The organism is Actinocorallia sp. B10E7 (assembly GCF_039871655.1).
Classification (GTDB): Bacteria; Actinomycetota; Actinomycetes; order Streptosporangiales; family Streptosporangiaceae; genus Actinocorallia.
The window spans coordinates 134,504-151,157 of the sequence record NZ_JBDPLZ010000011.1 but is presented as its reverse complement, the minus strand read 5'-3'; the positions used below and the strand labels follow the sequence as shown (position 1 = coordinate 151,157).

Genomic DNA, 16,654 nt, shown 5'->3' with positions numbered 1-16,654 from the left:
CGGGGTCCGTCAAGGCTTGGGCAGGGCCTGCATGGCCTTGATGAACCCGTCGGCGTCGATGGATCCGTTGAAGAACTCCTGGACGGCCCGGTGCAGCGGGGTCATCGCGGCCGGCGGGTACGCCTGGTCCCAGGACAGCTGGAAGGCGGGGGCCTTCTCCACGAGCCCGAACTGGAACTTCGCGTATTCGGGGTTGGCCGAGGTGTCGAGGAACTTCGGCGTGTTCGTGGTGGTGGGCAGGTTGCCGAGGGCCAGATGCTCCTTGACGAACTCGTCGGAGTACTGGAGCTTCAGGAACTCCGCGACGGCCTCCGGGTGCTTCGTGTTCTTCAGCACCGAGTAGAAGTTGTTGGTGTTGCCGACGATGTTCGCCGGGTCGCCCTTGCCTCCGGGGACGGCGGGGAAGGCGCTGTATCCGAGGCCCTTCTCGGCGAATTCGGGGTCGAGCTCCTGGTGGGTGGAGTAGGCCCAGGAGCCCATCAGCTCGAAGCCGGCCTTGCCCCGCGCGAGGAGGGTGGGGGAGCCGTCGTCGGTGAACTTCACCGAGTCGAAGTTGGTGCCGAAGGACCCGGCGTCGATCAGCTGCCGCAGCGTCTCGAGCGCCTTGCGGCTGTCGGGGCCGTCCCACGCGGAGGCGTCGCCGCTGACGGCCCGCTTGAACAGTTCGGGCCCGGCGACGCGGTCGTAGACGTACTGGAACCACATCTGGGTGGGCCACTTGTCGCCGCCGCCGAGCGCGATGGGCGTGACGCCCTTCGCCTTGAGCTTCGCGACGGCGTCGAGCAGCTCGTCCCATGTGGTCGGCACCGAGACGCCCGCGTCGGCGAGGACCTTCTTGTTGTGGAACAGCAGGACGGGCTGGGTGCCGCGCATCGGGATGCCGTACGGCTTGCCGTCGACGACCGCGGTGTCGAACACCGAGGGCAGGAAGCTGGACTTCAGCGCGGGGTCCTTCGCGATGAGGTCGTCGAGCGGCATGAGCAGGCCGGCCTTCACGAACGGCTGGATGCTGCCGCCGCCCCAGTTGAAGAAGACGTCGGGCGCCTGCTTGGAGTTGATGATCGTCTGGAGCTTCGCCTGGTAGTCGGCGCCCGGGATGGTGTCGAGGACCGCCTTGACGTCCGACGTCCTGTTGAACGTCTCGACGAGCTTGGTCTCGGCCTTGTTGGTGGCGTCTCCGTACACCAGGATGCGGATTTCTCCGTCCTCTCCGCCGCCGGAGTCCCCGCCGCACGCCGCGAGGGCGAGGCTCAGGGCGAGGGCCGTTCCACCGGCGACGGCCCGGGTGAGCCAGGTACGTCTCTTCATCGCAGACCTTTCGAAAAGTTTCGGAAGCTCCCCCGAAACATCGTTGTGATCCGGGACACTAGAACGCGTTCTCCGGACGGTCAACCCCGCACCAAGGACGAAGGAAGACAGCGCTCGACGTGGGGTGGCCTATGCTGCTGTCCATGCGCGCAGAGGAGGAGACGGGTCGGGTCACTCTGGCCCAGGTGGCCGATGAGGCCGGAGTCTCTGTTTCGACGGTTTCGAAAGTTCTCAACGGCCGCCAGGACGTGGCGCGGCCGACCCGTGCCCGGATCGAGCGTCTCCTGGAGCTGCACGGCTACCGCAGGGCGCCCGGTTCGGCGGGGGAGGCCCCGCTGATCGAGATCGTCTTCCACGAGCTCGACAGCCTCTGGGCGATGGAGCTGATCCGGGGCGTGGAGGCCGTCGCCAAGGCCAACACCGCCGCCGTGGTGCTCACCGAGAGCGGAACCCGGCACGCGCCGGGACCCGAGTGGCTCGACGGAGTGCTGCGCCGCCGTCCCCTCGGCGTCGTCCTGGTCTTCTCCAGCCTCCCGCCGGAGGTCAAGCACCAGTTGCGCTCGCGCTCCATCCCGTTCGTCGTCATCGACCCGGCGGGCGACCCCGAGCCGGACGTGCCGTCGGTCGGGTCGGCCAACTGGTCGGGCGGGGTCGCCGCGACCCGCCACCTCATCGAGTGCGGGCACCGGCGAATCGCGATCATCACCGGGCCCGAGGACATGCTGTGCTCGCTGGCCCGCCTCGACGGGTTCCGGTCCGCGATGGGCATGGCGGGCCTGGAGGTCGATCCGGGACTGGTGGCCTATGGGGACTTCCACGTCGAAGGCGGCTACCGGCACGCGCTGGAGCTGCTCGGCCGCCCCGACCGGCCGACGGCGATCTTCGCGGGCAGCGACCTGCAGGCCCTCGGCGTCCTGGAGGCGGCGCGCGTCCACGGCCTGCGAGTCCCGAACGACCTGTCGGTCGTCGGCTACGACGACGTGGCGGTGGCGCCATGGTCCAGCCCGGCCCTCACCACCGTCCATCAGCCGCTGCGCGAGATGGCCGAGGCCGCCGCGCAGATGTTGCTGAGCCTGCGCGACGGCGGAAACCCGCCCACCCGACTGGAGCTGTCCACCAGCCTCGTCGTCCGCAAGAGCACCGCCCCGCCGCCCGAGGACGCGTGAGGACGCCCGCGCCCCGGGCCGGAGGACCGGACCGGGGCGCGGGCGCAGAAGGGGACCTGAGGGAATCCGTTCGACGGGCCTCCAGGTCAGGACGCGGTGAAGGAGCCGTACAGGTGCGGTGCCCGGGTCGCCAGCGGGTCGAGGTGGTGGCCCATCATCTTGTCGTTGGACTCGCGCAGGTCGAGCTCGAGCAGGAGCTGCTCCTCGAACCCGGGGCGGGTCCAGTAGCCGGTGGGGTAGCGCATCACCGCGATGGGCTGGCCGGGCTCGAAGTCGTCGGCGCGGACGACCTGGCTGCCCAGGTTCGCCGGGCAGTCGAGGCGGGTGACCGAGACCAGGTGGACGCGGTTCTCCTCGGTGCGCTCGGTGGCCGCGACGTGCATGGCGTCCGGCGTCGTCCAGGACGTCGGGTGGACGATCAGCTCGGCGCCCTCCACGGCCAGGACCCGTGACACCTCCGGCACCCACACCTCCTCGCCGATCATGAAGCCGATCCGGCCGATCGGCGTGTCGGCCACCGACAGCTCCGAACCGGGCGTCGCCCAGGCGCGGTCCTCGTCGGTCAGGTGGGTCTTGCGGTAGCGGTGCACGACCGCGCCGGTGTCGTCGAGCAGGTAGACGGTCGAGTAGTAGCGCCCGTCCTCGGCCTCCACCAGGTTGGCGGCCAGCCACAGCTTCGCCTCGGCGCAGGCCGCCGCGAGCCGCTGCAGGACGTCGCGGGACAGGCCCGCGGCCTTCTCGGGGTCCTGCGCGGCCTCGCCCGGCTTCAGGCAGAACAGCTCGGGCAGCACCCCGAGCCGCGCGCCCCGCTTGCCCGCGTACGCGACCTGGCCGAGCGCGCGCAGCACCGTCCATTCGGTGTTGCGGAACCAGCTGACCTGGAGCAGCGCGACGGGCAGCGGCCGCGACGGCATGTCCGCCGGGGCGGGACCGTACATGGAGGCCGCGGGCACCTCGTCGAGCGGACGGGTGAGCACGCCGTACAGGTCGGGACGCCGCCAGGCGAACACGTCGCCCACACCGGCCATGCGCTTGTCGTCGGCGAGTTCCGGCTCGATGTCGGCGATGGCCAGGCCGGGCTCCTCCTCCCCGGCGTCGGCCAGCCGGGTGCCGTCCGGGGCGATGATCTGGCTGCCGCCCATCCACGGCCACTCCAGCTCCGGCCCGCCGACGGTGTTGGCCGCCACGTGCCACACCCGGTTCTCCATCGAGCGCAGCGGCACGTGCACCCGGTACTCGTCCGGGCCCCGGGAGTTCAGGGAGTTGCACAGGATCTGCGCGCCCATCAGGCCGAGCGCGCGGGGGGTGTCGGGGACGATCCCGTCGGCGCACAGCAGCAGCCCGATCCGGCCGAGTTCGGTGTCGAACACCTGGTAGGGCTCGTCGCCCGGCACGAAGAGGGTGTACTCGTAGTCCCACAGGACGTGCTTGTGGTGCACGCCGACGATTCCGCCGTCCGGTCCGAGGAGGACCGAGGCGATGTAGACGGTCGGCGAGTCCCCGCCGCGCAGGTCGACGCCCGCGGCGATGTGGACGCCGAGCTCGGCGGCGAGTTCGCGCAGGCCCGTCACGAACGGGCCGTCGAGGTCCTCGGAGCGCTCCCAGCACTCCTCGCGGGAGGAGTAGTTCCGCACGCGGTTGGAGTTCTCGGGCAGGACGACCAGCCTGGCTCCCCGCGCCGCCGCGTCACGGACGTGGCCCGCGCACAGTTCCAGGTTGGCCAGCGGATCCGGTCCCGAGAAGAACTGGGCCGCCGCGACCCGAACCTTCGTCATCTCTTCCTGCCTTTCTAAAGCGTCCCGAGCAGCCGACCGGCGCCCGGGATGCGGTCCTTGATGCCGTTGGTCCGGTAGGCGTGCCAGAGGGAGGCGGCGTTGATCGGGACGACCGGCTTGTTCAGCTCCTCCTCCAGCGCGGCGGCCACGCCGATGACCGGCAGGTTGGTGCCGGCCTGGACGAGCGCCTCCACGTCCGGGGCGTCGACCTCGGCGAACGCGGCGCGGATCTCCTCCGGCGTCACCTCCGCGATCGAGGTCGCCGAGGTGCACTTCAGCCCGTGGACGGCGTGCACCTCGTAGCCCAGCTCGGTGAAGTAGGCGCGCACCTGCTCGTCGGCGACGGGCTGGTAGGGGGTGATCACGCCGATCTTGCGGACGCCGAGCCGCTGGAGCGCCTCGTGGGTCGCGGACGCGCCGGTGACGACCTCCAGGCCCGACAGCTCCTTGATCCAGCGCTCGAACTCGGCGTTGCCCTTCACGCCGCCCCAGAACGTCTCGGCGCTCATCCCCATGATGAGGGAGTCGGGCTTGCAGGTCAGGACGGACTCCACCGCGGCGCCGATCTCCCCGCGCAGGTCCTCGAGGAAGTTCTCCATGTCCTCGTCGGAGTTCAGGATGGCGTTGCGGATGAGGATCCGCCCGGCGTGGAAGGACACCCCGGGTGCGCGGAAGCGGTAGTACTCGTCCTCCACCGCGGTGTTGGTGGAGGGCACGATCACGCCGAAGACGTGACGGTCGGCCAGAACGGTCGTCATGATGATTCCTCTCGGTCGGAGGCGGCGGGACGCCAGCGCTCCTCTTCCTCGGCGAGGCCGGGCAGTCCCAGTACGGTGGTGAAGTCCGCCCAGCTGAGCGGTGGTTCGGGGGCGCGGCGGCCGGTCAGGATCTCGCGGTAGGCCGCGCTCATCGCGGCGGCCCCGGCGAGCGCGGCGGCCACGGGGAACAGGGCCAGCCGGGCTCCGGCCCTGGCCAGTTCGTCGATCGGCTCGGGGGCGTGTCCGGCGGCGGAGTAGTTGACCACGACCGGCAGGCCTCCGGCGGCCTCGTGCGCCCGCCGGACGGTGGCGGAGTCCCGGGCGCCCTCGACGAAGATCGCGTCGGCTCCGGCCTCGGCGAACGCCGCGACGCGGCGCAGCGCCTCGTCCTCGCCCGCGGCGTTCAGCGCGTCCGTGCGGGCGATGAGCACCAGCCGCCGCCGGGCGTCGGCGGCGGCGCGCAGCCGGGCCACGGTCTCGGGCAGACCGGCCAGCCGGACGCCCGCCATGTGGCCGCAGCGCTTGGGCATGACCTGGTCCTCCAGGTGGAGGGCCGCGGCCCCGGCCCGCTCGTACCGGCGGACGGTCTCGGCCACCTGGAGCGGGTCGCCGTAGCCGGTGTCGGCGTCGGCGATGATCGGCAGGTCGGTGCCGGCCGCGACCCGGCCCAGTGCCTCGACCATGTCGGTCGCGCCGACGTAGCCCAGGTCGGGCAGCCCGAAGGTGACCGCGCTGACCAGCGCGCCGGACAGGTGGATCGCCTCGAATCCGGCCTGGGCGGCCAGCCTGGCGGAGAGCGCGTCATGGCATCCGGCGGCCAGGAGCGGAGCGCCTCCGGCCAGGCGGGCGCGCAGGCGGTCGGCGGGGGTGACGAGTTGAGGAGTCATGTCGTTGTCTTCCACAACTCCAGTACCTTCGCAGTCTCGTGGACGTCCGCGTACTTGGCGGCCAGGTCGAACAGCGCCGCCTCGTGCGGCCGGGGGTCGCGGTCGGCGACGGCGTCGGACACGACGATGGGCCGGAACCCGTGGCACAGCGCGTCGAGCGCGGTGGCACGGACGCAGCCGCTGGTGCTCGTCCCGGTGACGACCACCGAGTCGACGCCCAGCGAGGTCAGCGTGGAGGCCAGCGACGTGCCGAAGAACGCCGACGGATACTGCTTGGTGACCACGAGGTCGCCCGGCCCGGGCTCCAGCCCGGCCGGAGGCTCTCCCCACGGCGAGCCGCGGTCGAACAGCCGGAGCGCGGGTACCTTGCGGTAGAAGAGGCCGCCGTCGGCGCCGCCGGGCGCGTACTCCACGTAGGTGAAGACGACGGGATGCCCGAGCGCGCGTGCGGACCGGACCAGCCGGAGGGTCTGGGAGGCGGCGGACTCCGCCGCCGCGTACAGCGGCGACTCCGGATCCAGGTAGGCGCGGACGAGGTCGACGACCACCAGCGCGGGCCGCTCGCCGATCCCGAGGCTCCCGCCGAATCCCGCCCCTTGGTAATCGGCGGCGAGCGCGTCGCGGGTGAACGCCTCTCCGGCCCCCTCAGACATCGAACTGGATGACGGAGCGTTCGGCCAGGATCGGCGCCAGATGATCGGCGATCAGCGCCTTGTGCGCCTCGTGGCCCTGGTAGGCGCGCCAGTCCTCGGCGTCGGCGAAGTCGAGCACGGCGGCGAAGTCGTGCGCTCCGTCGGTGAGCCCCAGGTCGGAGCCGCAGGAAATGTGCCCGATTTGTGGAATTTGCTCTGCCAGCTTGTGGAAAGCTGTCTCTGCGTGTCGTTTCTGCTCGGCGGTGGCCGTCTCCGTCCACCTCAGCAGGACGATGTGCCGAACCATGGCGGGTTCCTCCCCTGCGTAGTCGTATCGATGTCGATCGCTGGCGCTGGGTTCCCGCAGTGTGAGAGAATGATTATTGCTATGTAAGACAACCTAGATCCTGGTGTCTCCCGAGGTCAAGCCGGGGTCCGGGGCGAAGGAGGCGGTGTGTCCGACGGGACCGTGGCGGAGGGAACGCCCGCCGTCTCGGCGCAGGGGCGCTCCACCAGGCGCAGCGGCGCGGAGAGCTCGCGCAAGGTGCTGCACCTGCTGATGGCCTTCAGCCCGCAGCGGCACACCAGATCCGCCGCGGAGCTGGCCACCGTCCTGGACATGCCGATCAGCTCGATCTACCGCTACCTGTCGGTCCTGCGCGAGGAGGGCCTGGTCGAGGAGGCCAGGCCGGGCGAGTACCGGCTGAGCTGGCTGTTCGTCAGCCTGGCCAACGCCGCGCGGGCCGCGGGGGACTCCCTGGAGGTCCTGGCCAAGCCGGTCCTGAAGTCGGTGGCCGAGGCCGGCGGCGAGACCACGCTCCTCATCAGGAGGGTGGGCTGGAGCGCCATCTGCGCGGACCGGGTCGAGTCGCCGCACCCGGTCCGGCTGCAGTTCGACCAGGGGCAGCCGATGATCCTGCACCAGGGCTCCGCCTCCCGGGTGCTGCTGGCCTCCATGAAGGAGGCGGAGCGGGAGCGCTACCTGGCGGCGATGTCCCAGCTCACCGAGGCCGAGCGCGAGCAGATCAGGGCCGACGTGGACACCGTGGCCAGGCTGGGCTGGCTGGAGAGCTTCGGCGAGGTGGACGAGGGCATCTGGGGCGCCTCGGCCGTGATCAAGGACGGCGTCGAAGTGGTCGGCGCGCTCGGGGTGGCCGGCCCCCTCTTCCGGCTGCAGCACGCCGACCGGGCCCGGATCATCGACCTGGTCGTCTCCGGGGCGGCGGAGATCTCCAAGATCCTCGTGGACCGCTCGCACCGCGTCTGAGCCTTCGCCCCCTCTGATCCCGGCCCGCCATACCGCGGGCCGGGATTCTTGTTGTCCGGCTCGAGATCAACGTTCCGTTCGGCGGAACGGCCAACCCCTGTACAGGGGTGTTTTGGCGTGATCGCGTTTCGCTCAGCGGAACGAAAGTCCACTGATGTAACCAGTTGGTTAATCCGTGTCTGGAAGGCATTGACTTGCCCGTATTGCGCTAGTTAGCGTTCCCGCATCTCGAGTGCATGGTTACCGCAGTGTGAGAGCTGTCAGCAGATGGAGGATCCGTGCTTCTCGGCTTCAACGACTCGCGTCCGCCGGAGAGTTCCGATGTGGTGGTCGTGGGCCTCGGCCCGGTGGGCGCCACGGCGGCGCTCACGCTCGCCCTGCGCGGGCTCCAGGTGACCGTCTTCGAGGCGGGCCTGGCGGGTGAGGGCGTCCTGGGCGAGTCCCGGGCCTCGACCTTCCACCCGCCGACGCTGGAGATCCTGGCCGAGCTGGGCGTGTCCGAGGCGCTGCACGAGGTCGGCCTGGTGGCGGACACCTACCAGTACCGGGACCGCGCCGAAGGCCTGATCGCGCACTTCGACCTGGCCGACATCGCCCAGGACACGCCGTTCCCCTACCGGTTGCAGAGCGAGCAGCAGAACCTGGTCTGCATCATCCGCGACCGGCTCGCCGAACTGCCCAACGTCCGGCTCTACGAGAACGCCCACGTGCGCTCCGCCGAGACCGAGGGCGACGAGGCGGTCGTCCGCGTCGCCGGCTCGGCCGACCCCGACGCCCCCGTGATCGAGCACCGGGCCCGCTGGGTGATCGCCGCCGACGGCGCGCACAGCCCGATCAGGCACGCGCTGGGCATCGACTTCCCCGGGATCACCTACCCCGAGCAGTTCCTCGTGGTCTCCACCAACGTGGACTTCGCCGAGCTCATCCCCGGCATCGCCTCGGTCAACTACATCTCCGACCCGCGCGAGTGGCTGGTGCTGCTGCGCACCCCGCTGCACTGGCGGGCGCTCTTCCCGATCTCCTCGGGCGAGCAGGACGCCGCCGAGGCCCTGGACCCCGAGGAGATCCAGCGCCGGCTCCAGGCCATCGCCCCCCACCCCGAGGGCTACGACATCGTCCACTCCCGGATCTACCGGGTGCACCAGCGGGTCGCCGAGCGGTTCCGGGTGGGCCGGGTGCTGCTGGCGGGCGACGCCGCCCACCTCAACAACCCGCTCGGCGGCATGGGCATGAACAGCGGCATCCACGACGCCGCCATGGCGGCCGAGGCGATCCTCGCCGCGGAGGCCGGGGACACCGCCCTGCTCGACGCCTACGAGAAGACCCGCAAGTCCGTCGCGCACGACTACGTCCGGGTCGTCACCCACGAGAACCGGGACATGCTCCGCGAAGAGGACCCGGCCGAGCGGCGGCGCCAGAACGACCACATGCGCCGCACCGCGGCCGACCCGGAGCTGGCGCGGGCGCACCTGCTGCGCTCCTCGATGCTCGCCTCCCGCGTCTCCCGCGACACACAGCCCGCCTGACCCCTTGATTTCCGCATCGTAAGAAGGAGGTTCCCTTGGACGTCCCTGTGAAGCAGCGCTCCCGCGCGAGCCTGGAATTCCTCGGCTCGCTTCAGGGCTACGCCGGCGGAGTGCTGCAGCCCGCGGCCGCCGCGCGGTACGAGCAGCTCGAGTCCGAGCCCCCCGCGGAGCTGGCCGAACGCCGCCGTTCGGTGACGGAGAAGCTGGCCGACCACGCCCCCTGGCTGTTCGACCGGCTGTACACCCGGTACGTGGCGGAGGAGATCTACGTCCGCTCCATCCCGGCCGCCGAGGAGTCCCGTACGGCGATCGAGGGGTGGCTGGACGTCCCCGAGGACGCCCCCGGTTCGCTCACGCTCAACCCCGACGCCGACGTGCCGGCCTACTTCCACGCCGGGTTCCACCTGACGACCGGCGGCTGGGACGGCCACGACCTGATGGGCGTGGTCATCCACGACCTGGGCTACCGCTACGTCATCATGCCCGGCGGCGTCGGCGCCGTCCGGACCGGCGAGAACCTGATGGACCAGCGCACCCAGGTGGCCATGGAGGCCCCGCGCCGGGACTACGGCACCGTTCTGGAGGCCGGCTGCGGCAACGGTCGCATGCTGACCGCCCTGTCCGGGGTCTTCCCCGACAGCGAGATCATCGGCGTCGAGCTGTCGGAGACCCAGCTGCGCTACGCCCGCGCCCGCGCGGTGCACGAGGGCGAGGAGTGGACCCTCATCCAGGCCCCGGTCGAGGAGACCGGCCTGCCGGACGCCTCGGTCGGACTGGTGTCGATCTTCACTCTCTTCCACGAGACCCCGCCGAAGGCCACCAAGGAGATCCTCCAGGAGATGTTCCGGGTGCTGGAGCCCGGCGGCGACCTGGTCATGGGCGACATCGCGCCCTTCGACCGCAACGGCGCCTTCCGGTCGGTGGTCCTGGACTGGGAGACCGAGCACCGGGGCGAGCCGTTCATGCGCGCCTACCTGCAGCTGGACCTGCCCGCCCTGATGGAGGAAGTGGGCTTCACCGACGTCAAGGCCTACGGCCTGAACAAGGGCGACTACCCGTGGATCGTCCGCGGACGCAAGGAGGAGAACCTGTGAGCGGCGAGACCTACCTCGGCTCGGGGCGGCTGGACGAGCTCGCGCGCATGATCGCCGAGCTGACCTCCGAGCTGTGGATCCTCAAGGACCGCACCCTGGTCCTGGAGCACCTGCTGGCCGAGCGGGGCTGCCTCGACCCCGCGGCGGTGGACGAGCTGCGGCCGTCCGAGGAACTCGTGGCGAAGTTGCGCAAGGAGCGCGAGGCGCTCGTCGGACGCGTGTTCGGGGCGATCTTCGACCCCGACACCCGGGTGAAGGCCGCGGTCGCGGCCACCGAATCTTAAGGAACGGTAAGTGAGCAAGAACCTCTTCTCCGGCCAGGCCCGTGCGATCGACCGCAGGGGCTTCCTGCGTGGCGGCCTGGCGCTGGGCGGCCTGGCGGCGGCGGCCCCCCTGCTGAGCGCCTGCGGCGGACCCGGCGACTCGGGCGGCAGCGGCTCCAAGGCCTCCCTCCTGACCCTCGGCACGGTCATCGTGGACGACACGCTGAACCCGATGCAGGAGCAGTACACCACCTTCCAGTTCAACGCCTTCGACTCGCTGGTGCGCCAGCTGCGCGGCGACACCGAGGCCGCCCCCCGGCTGGCCGAGGAGTGGACGCGGATCAAGCCGACGGTCTGGAAGTTCAAGCTGCGCCAGGGTGTCACGTTCCACGACGGCTCGCCCGTCACCATCGACGACGTGGTCTTCAGCCTCACCGAGGTCACCGCCAAGCAGTACGCCGTCGCGATGTTCCTCACCGGCGTGAAGGACGTGCGCAAGATCGACGCCACCACGCTGCAGATCGAGACCGTCGCGCCCGACCCGCTGCTGCTGGCCCGCCTCGGCCAGGTCTTCATCGTGCCCCAGGCGCACTGGAAGAAGGTCGGCCCGGACGGCTTCACCGCGAACCCGATCGGCTCCGGCCAGTTCAAGATCAGCAAGTTCGGGGTGGACACCGGCATCGAGTTCACCGCCTACGACGGGTTCTACGGCGGCGCGCCGAAGACCTCGCAGATCGCCCTGCGGTACTTCACCGACGCCGGGGCGCTCGCCTCGGCACTGGAGGCCGGGGAGATCGACGCCGCGCAGAACCTCAGCGCGGAGAGCCTGAAGACGCTGAGCGGCCGGGACGACCTCACGATCGCCTCCGACTTCAGCGGCAACCAGAACATGTTCCAGCTGAACACCACCAAGGCCCCCTTCGACGACATCCGGGTGCGCCAGGCCGCGATCAAGGCGATCGACGCCCCGGCCCTGATGAAGGCGCTCACCTACGGGGCGGGCGTGCTGGAGGACGGCCAGGTCGCGCCGGAGGGCGTCTTCGGGCACACCACGTCGATCACCCGTCCGGCCTACGACCTCGAGGGCGCCAAGAACCTCCTCAAGGAGGCCGGCGCGGTGGGCGCGGAGATCGAGATCTTCGGCATGAACCTCTACAAGAAGCTGTACGAAGCGGTCGGAGCTCAGCTCCAGGAGGCCGGATTCAAGCCGAAGATCACCTCGGTGGACATCCCGGTCTGGGTGCAGTCGTTCCGCAACGGCTCGGACGCCCACGTCTTCTACCGGGGCGGCTCCTACACCGGCATCTTCGACGCCGACCGCATGTACGGGCACGTCTCCTCGTCCAAGAAGCCGTTCGTCAAGGACGCCAAGTGGGACAAGCTCCTGCAGGCCGAGCGCACCGAGCTGGACACCGCCAAGCGCGAGAAGAAGCTCATCGAGTGCGCCGAGTACCTGAACGAGCAGGCCTACATCCTCTACACCTACGGCGCCCCCACCGTCGGCGGTTACCGCAAGGGCGTGACCGGGTTCGACAACGGCAACGGCCTGATGCTCAAGCTCGACGCAGTGGCCAAGGAGGTCTGACCTTTGCCCCCGGAGGAGATCGCCGCACAGGTTCCCGACGGCATGAACCCGGACGTCCGGCTGCACCAGCGCGGCCGGGCCGAGCTGGAGTTCCTCGCCGCGCAGCGGGCGGCCCTCGACCCGCTGCGGGCGAGGGTCAAGGCCCGGCTCGAGGCCTCGCCCGAGGTCGCGGCGTGGGCGGACGCACTGGACCCGCGGATCGGCGACCTGCGCGAGGCGGCCGATCGGGCCCTGGACGGCTCCGCCGAACAGGCGGTGATCGGCGCCGCGCTGCGCTGGGGCCGCCGTTCGCTGACCCCGCGTGCCGCCGCGGCCTTCCAGGCCCAGCGCGCGGAGCTGGAGGAGTTCGCGCAGGCACCCGACCCCGCGGCGATCCTCGACCGGGGGCAGGAGGTGGTGCCGCGGTACTGGAAGTACGAGTTCCACGGCACCACCGGTGGCTGGGACGGCCACGAGCACATGGGGTTCGTGCACCACGAGCTGGTCTACCGGTATCTGCTGGTGCCGGCCTACGGTGACATCTTTCGCCAGCGGGCCCAGGTCGCGGCGGCGGCGCCGAGAACCGGCTACACCGCCGTCTGCGATCTGGGCTGCGGAACCGGGCAGTACACGCTCAAGCTGGCCGAACGTTTCCCGGACGCCCGCGTCACCGGAGTGGACTTGTCACTGACGGCCCTGCGCTACGCTCAGCGACGGGCCGCCGACAGGGGACTGACCTGGGAGCTGGTGCGGGCTCCCGCCGAGCAGACGGGACTGCCCGCGGGGAGCCAGGACCTGGTGACCTCGTTCATCCTGCTGCACGAGATCCCCCCGCACACGATCCGCAAGGTCTTCGCCGAGGCGTTCCGGCTGCTGAAGCCGGGCGGGGACCTGGTGTTCTCCGACGTCGCGCCCTATCACGAGCGGACCCCCTACCAGGCGTGGCTGGACGACTGGGACGCGGAGAACGGAAACGAGCCGTGGTGGCGGACCACCGCCACGGCCGATCTGGTGGAGATGGCCGAGGCCGCGGGGTTCACCGAGGTGCGCCAGCAGGCCCTCGGCCCCGGGAACTACCCGTGGGTGACCCTCGCCCGCCGCCCGGCCGAAGAGAAGGAGTCGACGTGAGCGAGGGACTGGTGGAGACGGCCGCGGCGCCGTCCCCGGAGAGGTTCCGGGAGGACGCCCTGGTGATGAGGGGCGTCCGGGTGACGCTCCCGACCGGCAAGGGACGGCTGCGGATCATCCGGGACGCCACGTTCCACGTCGAGAAGGGCGAGATCGTGGCGCTGGCGGGGGAGTCGGGCTCGGGCAAGTCGACCTCGATCATGGCGGCGCTGCGGTTGCTGCCGCCCGGCGCGCAGGTGGAGGGCTCGATCGTCCTGGACGGCCAGGACGTGCTGGCCATGCCCAAGCGCGGGTTGCGCGACCTGCGGGCCAAGCGGGCACGGCTGGTGTTCCAGGACCCGTGGCGGTCGCTGCACCCGATGAAGCGCATCGGGGCGCAGCTGATCGAGTCGGCGCGGACGGCCGACCCGTCGTTGTCCCGCGCCGCGGCCCGCGAGCTGGCCGAGCGGATGCTGGCCCGGGTCGGCATCCCCGAGCCGGCCTCCCGGATGAACTCCTACCCCCACGAGGTCTCCGGAGGCCAGTCCCAGCGCATCGTGATCGCGATGGCGCTGGTGGCCGGACCGGCCGTCCTGTTCTGCGACGAGCCCACCACGGCTCTGGACGTGACGACCCAGGCCCAGATCCTGGAGCTGCTGAAAGAGCTCAACCGGGAGCTCGGCCTGTCGATCGTGATCGCCACCCACGACCTGGATGTGATCACCGATCTCGCGGACCGGCTGGTGGTGATGTACGCGGGCGAGGTCGTGGAGACCGGGCCGACCGCCGAGGTCCTGGCCCGCCCGCGCCACCCCTACACCTGGTCGCTGCTGCGCTCGGCCCCCGGCTCCCACCGTCCGGGCGAGAGGCTGAACACCATCGAGGGCCGCCCGCCCGGCCCCGGAGAGAAGCTGACCGGCTGCGCGTTCGCGGCCCGCTGCCCGAGCGTGCACGAGGTGTGCCGGTCCGCGCGTCCCGAGCCGCGCCCGGTGGCCCCGGGACGGACCGCCGCCTGCCTGCTGACCGAGGGGTACGGCCCGATCACCACAGGAGCCCGTGATGAGTGAGCAGTACGTCGCCCGGGCCGACGGCCTGGTCAAGGAGTTCCGCCTCGGCGGCGGCCGCACGCTGCGCGCCGTCGACGGGGTCTCCTTCGAGGTGCGCCGCGGCGAGACCCTGGGCCTGGTGGGGGAGTCCGGCAGCGGCAAGACCACCGTGGCCCGGATGCTGATCCGGCTGGAGAAGCCCACCGCGGGCCGCATCGAGTTCGAGGGCCGCGACGTCACCGCGCTCCGCGGCTCGGCGCTGCGCACCGCCGTCCGCCGCCGCATGGCGATGGTCTTCCAGAACCCGTCCACCTCGCTCAACCCCTACCAGCGGGTGGGCGACGTACTGGCCGAGCCGCTGCAGGTGCACGGGGAGGGCGGCTCCGCCGAGCGCCGCCGCCGGGTGCTGGAGATGATGGAGCAGGTGGGGCTGGACCCGGCGTTCGCCGGCCGGTACCCCCAGGAGCTCTCCGGCGGCCAGCGGCAGCGCGTCGGCATCGCGAGGGCCCTCATGCTCGACCCGTCGCTGATCGTGGCGGACGAGCCGACCGCGTCCCTGGACGTCTCGGTGCAGGCCCAGGTGGTGAACCTGCTGCAGGACCTGCAGCGGCGGCGCGGCCTGGCCTACCTGTTCATCACCCACGACCTGGCTCTGGTGCGGCACCTCAGCCACCGGATCGCGGTCATGTACCTGGGCAGGGTGGTGGAGATCGGCCCCGCCGCCGAGCTGTTCACCGACCCCGCCCACCCCTACACCGCGGTGCTGGCCTCGATGCAGCGGGACGCCGAACACCGCATCCTGCCGACCGGAGACATCCCCTCCCCGGTCGACCGGCCTCCCGGCTGCGCGTTCAGCTCCCGCTGCCCGCTGGCCACCGCCCGGTGCGTCGAGCAGGCGCCGCCGCTGGTCACCGTCGCCGAAGGGCGCCAGGCGGCCTGCCACTTCCCGGGCGAGCTGCGGCTCGGCGGTGATCTCGGGCACCGCGCGGTGCCCGCGCCGCCCCCGCTCACCCTTCCCGCCACCGATTTGCCGACCCTCAAGAAAGGCGGATGACCATGCCGGGATTCGCCGCTGAGAACCCCGTCTATCTGGAACGTTCCGAACGCCTGGACGGGGTGTTCAACGCACTCATGGAAGTGGCCTCAGAGCTCTGGGTGCTCCGTGACCGTTTCACCGTCCTGGAGGAGCTGCTGGCCGAACGGGGCTCGGTCACCCGGCGGGACCTCGACCTGTTCCAGCCCGGACCGGAGCTGAGCGCCCGGCTGGCGGCCGACCGCAGGGCGTTCCTCGAACGCGTCATGGAGGCTGCCGCCGCGGGAGGACCCCGATGATCGGATACGCCGTCCGCCGGCTGCTGCTGGTCGCCGTGGTCGCCTGGGGCGTGACCACCTTCCTGTTCGTCCTGGCCCGCCTGGCGGGCGACCCGGCCGAGCTGATGGCCCCGCCGGACGCCGGCGCCGCGGTGATCGAGGCGACCCGGGAGCGGCTCGGCCTCAACGAGCCCTTCTTCGTCCAGTACGGCGAGGCGCTGCTGAGCGCGTTCACCTTCGACTTCGGGCAGTCGTTCTCCTTCAGCCAGCCCGCCGCGACGATGGTCCTGGAACGGCTCGGCCCGAGCCTGTGGCTGGTGATCCCCGCCCTCGTGCTGTGCGTGGTGGTGTCGTTCGGCGTCGGAATCGTCGCCGCGCTGAAGCCCAGCCGCCTCACCGGGCGCCTTCTCATGGTCGGCGCCTTCATCACCGGAAGCGTGCCCTACTTCTGGATGGCCCTGCTGCTGGTGCTGCTGCTGGCGGTGAACCTGCAGTGGCTCCCGGCCACCGGCAGCGAGGGCATGGCCAGCCTGGTGATCCCGGTGGCCGCGCTGACCCTCGCGGGAGTGTCGACCACCACCCGTCTGGTGCGCGGCCAGCTGCTGGACTCCTTCAACGAGGGGCACGTGCTCACCGCCCGCTCCAAAGGCGTGCCGCCCTGGAAGGTGCTGTTCGGCCACGCCCTGCCCGGCGCGATGCCGCCGCTGCTGGCCTGGCTGGGCATCGAGTTCTCGTTCCTGTTCAGCGCGCTGCTCGTGCTGGAGCCCCTGCTGGGCTACAACGGGCTGGGCGCGCTGCTCATCCGCAGCGTGGGCAACCAGGACTTCCCGCTGGTGCAGGCCAGCGTGTTCTGCATGGCCATGCTCATCACCCTGGTCAACATCGCCATGGACCTCATCGTCCGGCTGATCGACCCCAGGCTGCGCGCCAAGGCGGCGGCGTGAGCCCCC

Annotated in this window: 17 protein-coding genes; 11 read left to right on the top strand and 6 right to left on the bottom strand. The window is 71.0% G+C overall.

The genetic code is table 11. The features are described 5' to 3' along the window. Positions 1-9: 9 nt before the first annotated feature. Complete coding sequence (locus ABGB12_RS29715; protein WP_347682879.1) at positions 10-1,308, bottom strand: extracellular solute-binding protein; 1,299 nt, start codon at positions 1,306-1,308, stop codon at positions 10-12. Positions 1,309-1,451: 143 nt separating this feature from the next. Here ABGB12_RS29715 and ABGB12_RS29710 point away from each other — a divergent pair, with 143 nt between their 5' ends. Then, positions 1,452-2,474: a LacI family DNA-binding transcriptional regulator gene (locus ABGB12_RS29710; protein WP_347682877.1), complete on the top strand. Its 1,023-nt coding sequence runs from the start codon at positions 1,452-1,454 to the stop codon at positions 2,472-2,474. A gap of 86 nt (positions 2,475-2,560) precedes the next feature. On the opposite strand, the gene ABGB12_RS29705 is transcribed toward ABGB12_RS29710, so the two are convergent. Genes ABGB12_RS29705 through ABGB12_RS29685 form a run of 5 tightly spaced genes read right to left on the bottom strand, consistent with a single transcriptional unit; the run spans position 2,561 to position 6,833 of the window. Next, a complete protein-coding gene (locus ABGB12_RS29705; RefSeq protein WP_347682875.1) occupies positions 2,561-4,249 on the bottom strand; it encodes a carbon-nitrogen hydrolase family protein in 1,689 nt (562 codons plus the stop codon). A gap of 14 nt (positions 4,250-4,263) precedes the next feature. Continuing rightward, positions 4,264-5,007 (bottom strand): arylmalonate decarboxylase, encoded by a 744-nt coding sequence (locus ABGB12_RS29700; protein ID WP_347682873.1) that lies wholly within the window; start codon positions 5,005-5,007, stop codon positions 4,264-4,266. Beyond that, positions 5,004-5,894 (bottom strand): isocitrate lyase/PEP mutase family protein, encoded by an 891-nt coding sequence (locus tag ABGB12_RS29695; protein WP_347682871.1) that lies wholly within the window; start codon positions 5,892-5,894, stop codon positions 5,004-5,006. Before ABGB12_RS29695 ends, ABGB12_RS29700 begins: the two co-directional genes overlap by 4 nt. Beyond that, positions 5,891-6,547 (bottom strand): isochorismatase family protein, encoded by a 657-nt coding sequence (locus ABGB12_RS29690; RefSeq protein ID WP_347682869.1) that lies wholly within the window; start codon positions 6,545-6,547, stop codon positions 5,891-5,893. The genes ABGB12_RS29695 and ABGB12_RS29690 overlap by 4 nt, the downstream gene beginning before the upstream one ends. Next, positions 6,540-6,833, bottom strand: coding sequence for a Dabb family protein (locus ABGB12_RS29685; RefSeq protein WP_347682867.1), 294 nt, complete (start codon positions 6,831-6,833; stop codon positions 6,540-6,542). Before ABGB12_RS29685 ends, ABGB12_RS29690 begins: the two co-directional genes overlap by 8 nt. A 147-nt stretch (positions 6,834-6,980) precedes the next feature. Here ABGB12_RS29685 and ABGB12_RS29680 point away from each other — a divergent pair, with 147 nt between their 5' ends. The 10 genes from ABGB12_RS29680 to ABGB12_RS29635 all read left to right on the top strand — a co-directional run bounded on the left by ABGB12_RS29680 (position 6,981) and on the right by ABGB12_RS29635 (position 16,648). Next, positions 6,981-7,793 carry an IclR family transcriptional regulator gene (locus ABGB12_RS29680; protein WP_347682865.1) on the top strand — a complete coding sequence of 271 codons (813 nt, stop codon included), beginning with the start codon at positions 6,981-6,983 and terminating at the stop codon, positions 7,791-7,793. Positions 7,794-8,071: 278 nt separating this feature from the next. Next, positions 8,072-9,319 carry an NAD(P)/FAD-dependent oxidoreductase gene (locus ABGB12_RS29675; protein WP_347682863.1) on the top strand — a complete coding sequence of 416 codons (1,248 nt, stop codon included), beginning with the start codon at positions 8,072-8,074 and terminating at the stop codon, positions 9,317-9,319. Positions 9,320-9,354: 35 nt separating this feature from the next. After that, positions 9,355-10,413 carry a class I SAM-dependent methyltransferase gene (locus ABGB12_RS29670; protein ID WP_347682861.1) on the top strand — a complete coding sequence of 353 codons (1,059 nt, stop codon included), beginning with the start codon at positions 9,355-9,357 and terminating at the stop codon, positions 10,411-10,413. After that, entirely contained in the window at positions 10,410-10,697 is a 288-nt protein-coding gene (locus tag ABGB12_RS29665; RefSeq protein WP_347682859.1) for a hypothetical protein, read from the top strand. The genes ABGB12_RS29670 and ABGB12_RS29665 overlap by 4 nt, the downstream gene beginning before the upstream one ends. A 10-nt stretch (positions 10,698-10,707) precedes the next feature. After that, positions 10,708-12,261 carry an ABC transporter substrate-binding protein gene (locus tag ABGB12_RS29660; RefSeq protein WP_347682857.1) on the top strand — a complete coding sequence of 518 codons (1,554 nt, stop codon included), beginning with the start codon at positions 10,708-10,710 and terminating at the stop codon, positions 12,259-12,261. 3 nt (positions 12,262-12,264) lie between these two features. Continuing rightward, on the top strand, positions 12,265-13,368 hold the full coding sequence (locus ABGB12_RS29655; protein ID WP_347682855.1) for a class I SAM-dependent methyltransferase: 1,104 nt from the start codon (positions 12,265-12,267) through the stop codon (positions 13,366-13,368). Beyond that, positions 13,365-14,414 carry an ABC transporter ATP-binding protein gene (locus tag ABGB12_RS29650; RefSeq protein ID WP_347682853.1) on the top strand — a complete coding sequence of 350 codons (1,050 nt, stop codon included), beginning with the start codon at positions 13,365-13,367 and terminating at the stop codon, positions 14,412-14,414. The genes ABGB12_RS29655 and ABGB12_RS29650 overlap by 4 nt, the downstream gene beginning before the upstream one ends. After that, complete coding sequence (locus ABGB12_RS29645; RefSeq protein WP_347682851.1) at positions 14,407-15,447, top strand: oligopeptide/dipeptide ABC transporter ATP-binding protein; 1,041 nt, start codon at positions 14,407-14,409, stop codon at positions 15,445-15,447. The genes ABGB12_RS29650 and ABGB12_RS29645 overlap by 8 nt, the downstream gene beginning before the upstream one ends. Next, entirely contained in the window at positions 15,444-15,725 is a 282-nt protein-coding gene (locus tag ABGB12_RS29640; RefSeq protein WP_347682849.1) for a hypothetical protein, read from the top strand. The genes ABGB12_RS29645 and ABGB12_RS29640 overlap by 4 nt, the downstream gene beginning before the upstream one ends. Continuing rightward, the gene (locus tag ABGB12_RS29635; protein WP_347682847.1) at positions 15,722-16,648 is read left to right on the top strand and encodes an ABC transporter permease; all 927 of its coding nucleotides are present in this window, start codon (positions 15,722-15,724) and stop codon (positions 16,646-16,648) included. The genes ABGB12_RS29640 and ABGB12_RS29635 overlap by 4 nt, the downstream gene beginning before the upstream one ends. Positions 16,649-16,654 lie beyond the last annotated feature (6 nt).

Excerpts from the sequence above, each read along its gene's own strand:
- ABGB12_RS29715 (WP_347682879.1), bottom strand. The coding sequence starts at position 1,308 with ATGAAGAGACGTACCTGGCTCACCCGGGCCGTCGCCGGTGGAACGGCC.
- ABGB12_RS29710 (WP_347682877.1), top strand. The coding sequence starts at position 1,452 with ATGCGCGCAGAGGAGGAGACGGGTCGGGTCACTCTGGCCCAGGTGGCC.
- ABGB12_RS29705 (WP_347682875.1), bottom strand. The coding sequence starts at position 4,249 with ATGACGAAGGTTCGGGTCGCGGCGGCCCAGTTCTTCTCGGGACCGGAT.
- ABGB12_RS29700 (WP_347682873.1), bottom strand. The coding sequence starts at position 5,007 with ATGACGACCGTTCTGGCCGACCGTCACGTCTTCGGCGTGATCGTGCCC.
- ABGB12_RS29695 (WP_347682871.1), bottom strand. The coding sequence starts at position 5,894 with ATGACTCCTCAACTCGTCACCCCCGCCGACCGCCTGCGCGCCCGCCTG.
- ABGB12_RS29690 (WP_347682869.1), bottom strand. The coding sequence starts at position 6,547 with ATGTCTGAGGGGGCCGGAGAGGCGTTCACCCGCGACGCGCTCGCCGCC.
- ABGB12_RS29685 (WP_347682867.1), bottom strand. The coding sequence starts at position 6,833 with ATGGTTCGGCACATCGTCCTGCTGAGGTGGACGGAGACGGCCACCGCC.
- ABGB12_RS29645 (WP_347682851.1), top strand. The coding sequence starts at position 14,407 with ATGAGTGAGCAGTACGTCGCCCGGGCCGACGGCCTGGTCAAGGAGTTC.
- ABGB12_RS29640 (WP_347682849.1), top strand. The coding sequence starts at position 15,444 with ATGACCATGCCGGGATTCGCCGCTGAGAACCCCGTCTATCTGGAACGT.
- ABGB12_RS29635 (WP_347682847.1), top strand. The coding sequence starts at position 15,722 with ATGATCGGATACGCCGTCCGCCGGCTGCTGCTGGTCGCCGTGGTCGCC.